Here is a 10,903-nt window from a genome sequence, read left to right on the forward strand (position 1 = left end):
GCCCATGATTCCTATAGTGAGGAAGGTCATAAGGGGTGAAAATCCTCCGAGGTACGGCGCCTCTATGGAACGAATTACCCGTACTCGGCCCGATTCAGCCACTCAGCCCTCCACAGCCCGGCTGTCCGGGCACGGCAGACCCGTCGCGCGGCGGCTGTCTCGCCATGCGTGAACGGATGTCCGGCTGATCGCCGCGAGTCGGCATGTGACCCGCGGCCCCTCGCCACTACCGGCGGAGAACCGGCGATCTCGTGGTCGGAGACGGCGAGTTCCTGCTGGGGGGAGGCGGTGGAACAAGCATCCCACAGGGTGGGGTCGGAAAGGTCGCGGCACAACCGAGCGAGTTCGGTCTCGCCGGTACCGATACTCCGCCCACCGGGCATGGCCCGCGGCACGACACCTCCAGCGGCAACCTGGCTCGATCCCCATTGACCGAGCCACGGCACCGCTCCTGATACCACCCGAAAAGTGGCAAAACGTCAATGTGGCGTCCGGTCGTCGTCCAGACTTTTGGAGCGGTCCCGCCGTACCACATCGAGGAATCCGGGAACCTCACTCAGTTCCCGGAGCTCGATCTGGCACTCCTCGCACGCCATGAGGTGGCGCTCGAACACCTCGTGGTCCTCTTGATCGAGTACCCCGAGGGCATATGCAGCCACGTCAAAGTGCGGGGAGGGGACCATCAGCTCGCGACACCTCTCTCCTTCAGGACCTTTCGGAGAGCCCGGATCCCGTAGTAGAGCCGGGACTTGACCGTACCCGGCGGGATCCCAAGGATTTCCGCCGCTTCGTTAATCGTACGGTCCCGTAGGTAAGTGTGCTCGATGACTTCGCGGTGTTCTGGAGATAGTTCGCGTAACGCATCGGCGACGATCATCGCCTCGATCGCTCGATCCGATCCGTCGGGAACGGGAACGGCGTTCGCGTCGGGGGGCTCGACCTCCTGCGGTCTCGCCCCTCGCCTGCGACGACCGTCGATGACGATACGGCGGGCGACGGTGAGCAGCCAGGCCCATAGAAGTCCCGGCTCTCTGTGCAACCTCCCTGCGTTGCGCCAGGCGCGGACGAGCGTCTCCTGGACGACGTCCTCGGCCCATTGCAGATCGTTGCCTGTGGCCTTACGTACATGTCGGAGCAGGGGGACACCGAACTCCCGGTACAGACCTTCTACCAGGACGACATCGGTGTCCGTGCTCTCGAACCGACTGTCGAGTTGACGACGCACGGGCACATCTTTACACCTTCGTTATCAGTCACGTCTGCAACTCTGGCAACTCCAGTCATTTCTAACTATCTCATCACTTCCTATGAACCTCCCTTGGGAGCGCCGCGTATCTCCCACCAAGTGCACCCGCACCAGCGGGTCCTCGGGGAAGGAAAGACCATGGCAGAGCGGCACATCCCGTGGCCGGTCGGAACTGTCCTCGCCCTCCCCCTTCTCGCCGGACGCGGCGGGGGTGCCACCGTAGGAGAGGCTTACGCGATTCCCATCACCATTCAGGACGCGGAGGAAGGCGCAGGCCAGAGGGTCTGCGGCACGTGGTTCACCGGCGCGCCGGACAGTAGGCCGCGCGCTGGGACGTCTCAGGCCACGGACGGCTACTAGGCGACCGGGCCGGACCATGCTCAGAAAACTGCGCCGCCGCTTCGGAACCGGAGAGTTCCTGCTGTTCGGAATCTTCATCGCGATCGCCGCCGTGGCGGTCGTGGTGCTGACGCCGCCCGGCGGCTCCTCCACCTCCGCCACCCTCCAGGGCTGGACCCAGACCCCCCAGGGGCCGCTGAGTCCAGCCGACCGCGACTTCCTCGCCAAGGTTCGCCAAGCCGGTCTCTGGGAGATACCCACCGGCCAGCAGGCCCAGCAGCGATCGGGAAACAAGCTGGTCAAGGAGGTCGGCATGCACCTGATGACCGACCACCTCAAGCTCGACGAGGAAGTCCGCGACGTCGCGGCCCGGCTGAACGTGGTGCTGCCCAGCCAGCCCAACGCCGACCAGCAGGGCTGGATGGCACAGCTCTCCGGCCTGTCCGGCCCCGAATACGACCGCACTTTCGCTCAACTGCTGCGGCAGGCCCACGGAAAGGTCTTCGGGGTCGTCGCCGGCGTACGCGCCGGCACCCGTAACGACCTGATCCGATCCTTCGCCCAGCGGGCAGTGAACGTGGTCATGAAGCACATGACCTTGCTGGAGAGCACGGGCCTGGTCGACTACTCGATCCTGCCCGAACCTCCGGCGCCGTCGCCGCCGCCCGCCACGGCTGCTCTCGACACACCTGTGAGGAGAGAAATCTCTTGAAACGCGCGTTCGTCACCATGTCCGCACTGGCACTGGCGGCCAGCACACTCACCGCCATCACGTTCACGGTGAGTACGGTTCCCGCCTTCGGTGACCACTGCGACCCCGCCGAACAGAGTCAGGCCCAGGCTCAACGGCAGCAGACCCAGGACCAACAGGGTCAGGACCAGAACCAGCAGAACCAGCAGAACCAGCAAGGTCAGGACCAGCAGGACCAGCAGGGCCAGGACCAGCAGGGCCAGGACCAGCAAGGTCAGGACCAGAACCAGCAGAACCAGGACCAGCAGGGTCAAGACCAGCAAAACCAACAGGGCCAGGACCCCGCGGCGCAGGACCCCGCCGCGCAGGATCTCCCCCCCGCCGGAGGAGCGGTCAACCAGGCCTCCCCCGCGGATCCCGCGGAGTCGCCCTCCCCCGAGACCCCCGAGTCCCCCGAGCCCTCCCCCACGCAGGCGTCCGAGGATGAGCCCGCCAACGAGTCGCTCTCCCGCCGCAGGCCCACTCAGCCCAGCCGTACGCCCACCCAGGCGCCTCCCTCCGCGACCCCCTCCGCCACTCCCACGCCCTCCGCGACCCCCGGGCATGACGAGGGCGAAGAGGCGGAGTGCGCCGACCTCGGGCCCTTCGCCGAGGACTTCGTCGACATCAGGCAGGTCCAGCGGAACGTCCAGACGGTCCGGACCCAGCGCGCCGGCTCCTCGGGCACCTTCACCTCCCGGTGCGGCAGGAACGAGAACCGCCACAACAACCCCGACAACTTCATCGTGGCCCCGGGCGTGAGCAACGGCGCCCACCACCTGCACGACTACGTCGGCAACCTCTCCACCGACGGGTTCTCCACCGACCAGTCCCTGGCCGCGGCGGGCACCACGTGCGCGCTCGGAGACCGTTCGACCTACTTCTGGCCGGTCCTGCGCGACCGTACGACCGACGCCAACGTCGACGACGCGGACGGCAACGTCGGCACCGTCCTGACCGCCCGCCAGGTGAGCCTGCAGTTCCGGGGGAACCCGGTGTCCAAGGTCACCGCGATGCCCAGGTTCATCCGGATCATCACCGGTGACGCCAAGGCCGCCACGAACGGCGGCGCGAACGGCCGCGCCCAGTGGAGCTGCACGGGATTCACCAACCGGGTGACCACCAAGTATCCGCTCTGCCCCCGCGGCAGCCAGCTCCTGCGGATCCTGGACTTCCCCAGCTGCTGGGACGGCCAGAACACCGACAGCGCCAACCACCGCACCCACGTGCTCTTCCCCGACGCGCGCGGCGCCTGCCCCTCCGGCACCAAGGCGATCCCGCAGCTCCGGATGACCCTGACCTACACCACGCCGCGGACGGCGTCCTTCGCGGTGGACGCCTTCCCCGAACAGCTCCACAACCCCGTCACCGACCACGCCGACTTCGCGAACGTGATGTCGAACCAGCTGATGAGGTCCGCCGTGGACTGCATCAACCGGGGACGTCGCTGCTGACCCACCCCCAGACCGCCGCTCCCCCGTCTCCGCGTCCTTCACCCAAGTCCCAGCGGAGACGGGGGTGCGGCATTCCCGCAGGACCCGAGGGCACCTCGCTCTCAACCCGCACACGTCATCGAGCCGATTCGCAGAAAATCCAGAAAGGAGGCGTCAGTGGGTAACCGACGGACTCCACGTCATACCCGGTCAGAGGACGGAACCAGCCTCGATCAGAGGCCCGCTCGGATCGCCTTCGGCGTCGTGACCACGGTTTCCGTGGTCGCCCTGCTCATGCTGGCCCGCACGCCGGTAGGCATGGACATGGCCGCGGCCGTCCGTGGAGTTCTCTCGTTCTTCGCGGGCGTGGTGGCCCTCGTCGCGCTGACCATCACCGTGGCGCTCGGGCTGCTCTCCGCGGATCGTGTCGTCCTTCCCGCCCTGGGGAGGATCCGTACCCAGTTCGCCCACCGGGCCGCCGCGATGGTGGGCGTGGGCTTCATCGCCACCCACGTGCTCATGAAGATCGTGGAAGACAGGGCCTCCCCCGCCGCCGCCGTGGTCCCGACGGCGACCGCCGGTCCGGGCCTCTACGTCGGCTTCGGCGCGATCGCCTCCGACCTGATGCTCCTGGTCTTCGCGACCGGGATCGCCAGGGCGAGCTTCGCGGCGAACCGCAGGCCGTGGCTCTGGAGGCTCCTGCACGGCTCCGCCTACCTGGCGTGGCCGATGTCCATCCTGCACGGGCTCACCGCGGGCCGTCAGCCCGCCGAGTGGGTGACCTGGAGCTACGTGGTCTGCCTGACCGCCGTGGGTGCCGCCCTGCTGATCAGGATGATCTCCGCTCTCCAGCCCAGGAACGTCGTCGTACACATCGAGGCGCCGGTGGAACAGCCCGTCGCCGCGGATGTCGCACCACCCCTCAGCATCGTCGGCCGCATCCCCCGCCAGGTGCGCGAGGATCCGCCCGAGCTTCACCGGATCGGAGGCGTTGGATGATTCCCTATCGTGTCCCCCCCGTGCGGCAACTGGGACCGGCTCGGCTGACCGCCGGGCTTGAGGACTGCCGCAGGATGGATCTCGCCGCACACCGGGCCATGCACGGCACGGCGGCGAGCATGAGCGCGGAGGAACTCGCGGCACTGGCCGACGAGGTGGACCTCCGGGGCCGGGGCGGCGCGGCGTTCCCCTTCGCCCGCAAGCTCCGCGCCGTGATGGACAAGCGTGCGGAGAAGGTCGTCCTCGTCAACGCGGCTGAGGGCGAACCGGCGAGCAGCAAGGACACGATGCTGCTCACCCGGACCCCCCACCTGGTGATCGAGGGCGCGTTGCTCGCGGCGGGCGCCATCAACGCCAAGCAGGTCGTGATCGCGACCGTCAAGGGCGGGATGGGCGAGTCCTCGGTCGCCGCCGCGGTCGAGGAGCGGGGCGTCGGCGACCGGGTCCGCGTGGTCGGCATCGTCGAACGGTTCATCTCCGGCGAGGGCGGCGCGCTGGTCCGGTCGGTGAACGGACTCGTGGGCGAGCCCCCGGGCCGCAAGGTCCGGGCCGTCGAGAGCGGGGTGAACGGGCTTCCCACTCTGCTGTCCAACGCCGAGACCTTCGCCCAGCTCGCCGTACTCGCCACCCTGGGCGCCGAGCGCTACGCCGACGTCGGCACGGCCCGCGAGCCCGGGACGGTCCTGCTCACCGTGGGAGGGTCCGCCAAGGCCCCGGCCGTGGTGGAGGTCGCGACCGGCACGCCGCTGTACGCCGTGCTGGACGCGTGCCAGGCCTCGCTCGGCGAGGGCGTGCTGCTCGGCGGGTATCACGGCGGGTGGCTCCACCCGGACGCCGCCGTCGTGGCGACCGTCTCCCGGCAGGGCATCACCGACGCGGGCGGGCAGCTCGGAGCCGGCATCATCGTGCCGCTCGGCACGGAGACCTGCCCGCTGGGTGAGACGACCAGGGTCGCGAAATATCTGGCCGAGCAGTCGTCGGGGCAGTGCGGGCCATGCAGGCTCGGGCTCCCGGACATCGCGCGGTCGATGTCCGAGATCGTGAACGGGTCGGCCGCCGCCCTGGACGAGCTGCGTCACAGGGCCGCCGGGGTCAAGGGAAGGGGCGCCTGCTTCCACCCCGACGGGACGTCCAGGTTCGTGCTGTCGGCGCTGGGCGCCTTCCCCGACGACATCGAGGAGCACATCCTCAACGGCACGTGCGGCCGTCCCGTCAAGGGCGTGCTTCCCCTGCCCCCGCAGGAGAACGACCCCGAGGTACGGCTGACCGTGGACTGGACCCGGTGCCAGGGACACGGCCTGTGCGCCAAGCTCGCCCCCGACCTCATCCACCTCGACGAGCACGGCTACCCGGTGCTCAGCCGCGACGCCATCCCCAACCAGTTTCGCCGGATGGCCCGCAGAACCGTCGAGATGTGCCCCGCCCTGGCCCTGCGAGTCGCCACGGGGTGACTCGACCATGATCAGTTGAACCGGCCGGTTGGTGAGTCTCGGGCCGTCTCCAAGAACGGGTGAATTCCCGCCCCGGAGACGCCGCGGACCGTCAGCCGGATTCTTGGCGTCCACCGTCGGAACGCCCACCCTCGAACGCGGTCAGAACACTCACCCCTCGGAAGCGGTCAGGACGCTCACCCCTCGGAAGCGGTCAGGAGGCTCACCCCTCGAACGCAGTCAGAACGCCCACTCCTCGGAAGCGGTCAGGACGCTCACCCCTCGAAGTGACGCGACTGTGACCAACCAAAGCAGCCTGCCGATCGTCTCAACGGGCAGCGACACCTGACCCTCGGGAGAAAAATATGCGGACCGTTCCGGACAGACGCACGTTCCTTCGGATCGGCGGCATGGCCGCCCTGAGCCTGGGCGCGACGACCGCCCCCGGTGCACCGGACTGGAACGCGCTGGGACGAGGGCTGGACGGCAAGCTCATCCGTCCGGGCGATGCCACCTACGACAGCGCCCGCCGGCTGTTCAACCCCGCCTTCGACGGAGTGCGCCCCGCGGGTGTGGCCTACTGCGCCAACCCCTCCGACGTGGCCGAGTGCGTGAACTTCGCCCGCCGGATGAACGTGCCGCTGGCCGTACGCTCCGGCGGGCACTCCTACGCGGGCTGGTCCACCGGGACCGGCCTGGTCGTCGACGTCTCCCGGATGAGCAAGGTGAGCCACGCGTCGGGCCGGGCGACCGTCGGGGCCGGAGCCAAGCTCGTCGACGTCTACGACAGGCTGGCCGCGAGCGGGGTCAGCATCCCCGCCGGGACCTGTGCCACGGTGGGGATGAGCGGGCTGGCGCTGGGCGGCGGGATCGGCGTGGTGTCCAGGAAGTACGGTCTGACCTGCGACGTGATGGAGTCGGTCCAGATGGTCACGGCCGACGGCCGGCTGCTGACCTGCGACGCCGACCACAACCCCGACCTGTACTGGGCCTCGCGCGGCGGCGGCGGGGGCAACCTCGGCGTGGCGGTCTCCTTCGGCTTCCGGACCCACCCCACGCGGGAGGTCACGACCTTCTTCCTGCACTGGCCGTGGGCGAAGGCCGCCAAGGCCCTGCGTGCCTGGCAGGCGTGGTCGCCCACGACCCCGGACGCGATGTGGTCCGGCATGCACCTGAGCCGTGAGAACGGGCTGGACGTGGAGATCGTCGGGCTCTACCTCGGTGGCAGGGCGGCCTGCGAGAAGCTGCTCGACCGGCTGGCGGACGCGATCGGCGCGACCTCTTCCTCCTCCGTGCGGCAGACCTCCTACAGCCACGCGATGATGGTCATGGCCGGCTGCTCCACGCTCTCGGTCGCCCAGTGCCACCAGCCCGGATCCCTGCCGGGACAGGCCCGCGGCGGCAAGCTGTCCAGGGACGACTCCCGCGCCAAGTCGCACATGGCCTACCGCCCGCTCTCAGAGGCCGGCGCCAAGGCCCTGGTCGCCGAGGTCGCCCGTCCCGGCAACCACACCGTGCTCCTGGACGCCCTCGGTGGCGCCGTCGGCCGGGTCCGCCCCGAGGCCACGGCCTTCCCGCACCGGGCCGCCCTCTACAGCGTGCAGTACTACGCCCACCGCGCCGGAGCCGCGGCCTGGGCCAAGAAGGCGCACACCGCGATGCGCCCCCACTTCGGCGACCACGCCTACGTGAACTACATCGACTCCGAACTCAGCGGCTGGCGCACGGCCTACTACGGCGCGAACGCCGCCCGCCTCTCCCAGATCAAAGCCGCCCGCGACCCCGGCCGCCTGTTCCGCCTCCCTCAGGGAATCTGAATTCCCTCTTCGAGGACCTGTGGCTCGGGACGGATAGCGGCCGACGATCGTGGACTGGTGTCCGGGGCGTGGGCGGCACCGGGTGGGGGTGAACGCCCGGCACCCGAGGCCACCGGGGGCCCCGGCGCGGGCGAGAATGTCCGATTTACCTGAGTGGCTGACAACTCACGGGAACGTCACCTTCCAGCAAGTTGATGTCTCTGCGTAAGGCAGCTCTGCCCGACCTGCGAAGAGGTTGCCATTCGGGGTCGGCGACACGTTTCTTAACGGCACCCCTACAGCGGGCGGGTGCCGAGGGCTTGGAAAGCTTTCACAAGGGCGTGAACGGCGCCACGCCGGTCGGTGCGCCGGCATGCGATATGGAAGAGCACCGGGGCGGCGCCGGTCAGCGTCACCGCCCGCAAGTCGGAGCCCAGGAGCGGAGCAATCTCCGCGAAGGTGGCTATCACGGCGGTGCTCTCGGCGGTTTGGCGCAGGAGGCGGGTGAGGCTCCCGGCGTCGATCTCGATCAGGTGCGCCTCGCGGCGGGGCCGCACATCCCCGAGCCAAAACTGGTTCATCCACTCGTCGGCGACGGCCGGGTTGTACAGGATGGGGTGCTCGCTGAAGTCCTCCACGGTCATCGTCTTCGCCTCGGCGAGGGGATTCCGGGCTCCGACCACGCCGATGCGCGCACTGGTGGCCAGGGGGTAGGAGTCCACGGCGGGATGTCGCACGGGCGCCATGGTCCATAAGACGTCCACCCGATGCTCGGGTAGGCAGCCGGTGAGTGCGGGGAAGGGGATGTCTTGGCGCACCAGTCGGGCCTCGGGGAAGCTGAGGCGGACCTCTTTTGCGATGCCGGTCATATCGGTGTGGCTTAGGATCGCGCCGAGGCCGGCGGGGATACCAACCCGCAGCGTGCAGCGGGCAGGGGTGGCCCGGGCACTGTCGCGAGCAGCGCTAGCTTGAGCGATCAAAGGCCCGGCGGCGATCGCGAACCGCCGGCCCGCGGAGGTCACCGAAAACACCCCCGCAGGGTCCCGCTCAACGAGAGCGACCCCCAGTTGTCCTTCCAGACGGTGGATGCGCTTGGTCAACGCCGATGAGGTCAAATGCAGCCGCACGGCCGCCCGCCCGTAATGCCGTTCCTGCACTAACACCAAAAAATTAGCGACCAAACCGAGATCCAGATCCATACGCACCCCTGCGGTGTGAATGAGCCGGGCAACCGACCCACGACGCCGAAGTCAGGGACGTCAATCAGTGGTCGCTGCTTTAAGTCTCCGGCAGTTGTCAAGACCCGGTTCCTCATTGGAACGAAGGGGATGTCACGTTCCAACGATGCGCGTAGAACGAAGCCACCAGTACGGCAATCCAGACCTGCTCGCGTACAGGACCGCCATGTTTGCAGATTCCCGCCCCAACACCCAAATTACCAAGGAGAGATCATGCCGAGACGAACAACATTCGCGTGATCGCCGTCCATCGACTGACCCTACCGTCCTGTATCCCCGCAGGACCAAGCCCCTGAATACCGGTGTCACCGATTGACCCGTGAGGTGGAAGATGGTTCGCCCGTTTCTCATTCTCGTGATGTCACTGGCAGCGTTCATCTCTTCCCCGTCACCCACTGTGGAAGAACCCCCGGACGGCACCGGCTGCTCGCTGCCGGAGGTGATGGGACTGTCTCTTGAGGAAGCTCAGCAGCTGCTCCGCGCCCGGGGCATCCACATCAAGCTGGACCCTGTTGATATTCCAGGCATGCCGCCGCCCTTCGCGATCAGCGTTTCAGGAAATTGCGACCAGGTCACGCTCAAACACGGCGTCCGCCTGCCTGATCTGGCCGAGCTCACTCTCCAGCAGGCCACCGAAGAGCTCGAGGGGCTCGATCTGGCCTCCAGGGTCCTCTCGGCCGAGGCAGGCCTCGACTGGACGGTCGTGCATCAGGAACCCGGCGCGGAAAAGGTCGTTCCCTACGGCACGAGGGTGGACCTTGAGGCGATGGCACCGGTCACCTCTTCGCCTCTGGTGTCGCTGACGCCCGACCCCGAGACCCCGACTCCCCCACGGCCGTCGCCCAAGGTGGTCGTGCCGCAGCTGAAGGGCCTCAGCCAGGCGAGCGCCAAGAAGAAGCTCGCCGCCGTGGGCCTGAAGTTGCAGCTGCATCCAGACTCTCCTCGCGTGGGCAAGATCGCCCGCCAAGACCCACCAAAAGACAGAAAGGTCACCAGAAACACCAGCGTGAGGGTGTGGCTCAAAGCGCCGCCGGATACCCCACAGACACCTAGCCCCGATGGGGGGCTGGGCCTGACAGGCGGGGTGGCCCTCGCCGGTGGGGCGGCACTCACCGGTCTGCTGCTGATCCGCCGTCGCCGCTCCCGCCAGCAGATTCGGCAGAGCAGACCCCGCACTTTCGCGATCCGCTGCGTCCCCCACCCCGACCTCACGCCCCGGGTGGAAATTCACGGCAGCGGCTCGGTGAGCTCACCGGGCATCCGCGTCGAGCCGCACGCCGACCCCGGTCGTCAGGAGATCAGAGAGGTCCTCACGTGACAGTGTCCATCGAAACCGATCCGAGCACGGCCGATCTGCTGCTCTTCGGCGATCCCCGCTACGCCGTAAAGGCCCTGGGCGAGGCCATCGACGCGCAGCGGATGCTGGAGACGGTCGAAGACGGCGCCCGGCGCGCCGACACCGCCTTCAGGGACGCGCTCAACGGCAACGTCGCACGGGCGGGAAGCGAACTGCTGAGCGGCCTGGATCTGGGCACGTGCCTGCTCGGCGGCTGGTCGAAGTACCGTGAGCTGCGCCTGGCCGCCCAAAGCACGGTCGAGGATCCGGGTAGCACGCAGTTGGTCCGCCTGGTCGAACACAAGATCACATCCAGTCACGCCCCGTACGTCGAGGTGTTCATCGACGGCCAGCAC

Annotated in this window: 10 protein-coding genes; 7 read left to right on the forward strand and 3 right to left on the reverse strand. The window is 68.3% G+C overall.

The features are described from left to right. Nucleotides 1–479: 479 nt before the first annotated feature. On the reverse strand, nucleotides 480–683 hold the full coding sequence (locus tag CHC08_RS40820; RefSeq protein ID WP_089212756.1) for a zf-HC2 domain-containing protein: 204 nt from the start codon (nucleotides 681–683) through the stop codon (nucleotides 480–482). Next, entirely contained in the window at nucleotides 683–1,231 is a 549-nt protein-coding gene (locus CHC08_RS40825) for a sigma-70 family RNA polymerase sigma factor (protein ID WP_245878879.1), read from the reverse strand. The genes CHC08_RS40820 and CHC08_RS40825 overlap by 1 nt, the downstream gene beginning before the upstream one ends. A 391-nt stretch (nucleotides 1,232–1,622) precedes the next feature. Between CHC08_RS40825 and CHC08_RS40835 the strand changes: the two genes are divergently transcribed. The 5 genes from CHC08_RS40835 (at nucleotide 1,623) to CHC08_RS40855 (ending at nucleotide 7,994) form a co-directional block, all read left to right on the forward strand. Beyond that, nucleotides 1,623–2,297: a DUF4142 domain-containing protein gene (locus tag CHC08_RS40835; protein ID WP_089212758.1), complete on the forward strand. Its 675-nt coding sequence runs from the start codon at nucleotides 1,623–1,625 to the stop codon at nucleotides 2,295–2,297. Further along, on the forward strand, nucleotides 2,294–3,769 hold the full coding sequence (locus CHC08_RS50985) for a DUF1996 domain-containing protein (RefSeq protein WP_245878880.1): 1,476 nt from the start codon (nucleotides 2,294–2,296) through the stop codon (nucleotides 3,767–3,769). Before CHC08_RS40835 ends, CHC08_RS50985 begins: the two co-directional genes overlap by 4 nt. Nucleotides 3,770–4,012: 243 nt before the next feature. Further along, a complete protein-coding gene (locus CHC08_RS40845; RefSeq protein WP_089212759.1) occupies nucleotides 4,013–4,747 on the forward strand; it encodes a hypothetical protein in 735 nt (244 codons plus the stop codon). Beyond that, the gene (locus CHC08_RS40850) at nucleotides 4,744–6,198 is read left to right on the forward strand and encodes an NADH-quinone oxidoreductase subunit NuoF family protein (protein ID WP_089212760.1); all 1,455 of its coding nucleotides are present in this window, start codon (nucleotides 4,744–4,746) and stop codon (nucleotides 6,196–6,198) included. The genes CHC08_RS40845 and CHC08_RS40850 overlap by 4 nt, the downstream gene beginning before the upstream one ends. A 344-nt stretch (nucleotides 6,199–6,542) precedes the next feature. Beyond that, nucleotides 6,543–7,994: an FAD-binding oxidoreductase gene (locus tag CHC08_RS40855; protein ID WP_089212761.1), complete on the forward strand. Its 1,452-nt coding sequence runs from the start codon at nucleotides 6,543–6,545 to the stop codon at nucleotides 7,992–7,994. A 275-nt stretch (nucleotides 7,995–8,269) separates the two neighbouring features. Here the strand turns inward: CHC08_RS40855 and CHC08_RS40860 are convergent, their stop codons facing one another. Beyond that, nucleotides 8,270–9,172 (reverse strand): LysR family transcriptional regulator, encoded by a 903-nt coding sequence (locus CHC08_RS40860; RefSeq protein WP_089212762.1) that lies wholly within the window; start codon nucleotides 9,170–9,172, stop codon nucleotides 8,270–8,272. A 370-nt stretch (nucleotides 9,173–9,542) separates the two neighbouring features. On the opposite strand from CHC08_RS40860, the gene CHC08_RS40865 reads away from it, so the two are divergent. Beyond that, nucleotides 9,543–10,529: a PASTA domain-containing protein gene (locus CHC08_RS40865; RefSeq protein WP_143653557.1), complete on the forward strand. Its 987-nt coding sequence runs from the start codon at nucleotides 9,543–9,545 to the stop codon at nucleotides 10,527–10,529. Then, nucleotides 10,526–10,903 (forward strand): hypothetical protein (locus CHC08_RS40870; RefSeq protein ID WP_143653558.1); only part of this gene is annotated, 378 nt, incomplete at its 3' end. The genes CHC08_RS40865 and CHC08_RS40870, both read left to right, overlap by 4 nt.

The sequence above is a fragment of the Streptosporangium subroseum genome (assembly GCF_900188345.1).
Classification (GTDB): Bacteria; Actinomycetota; Actinomycetes; order Streptosporangiales; family Streptosporangiaceae; genus Streptosporangium; species Streptosporangium subroseum.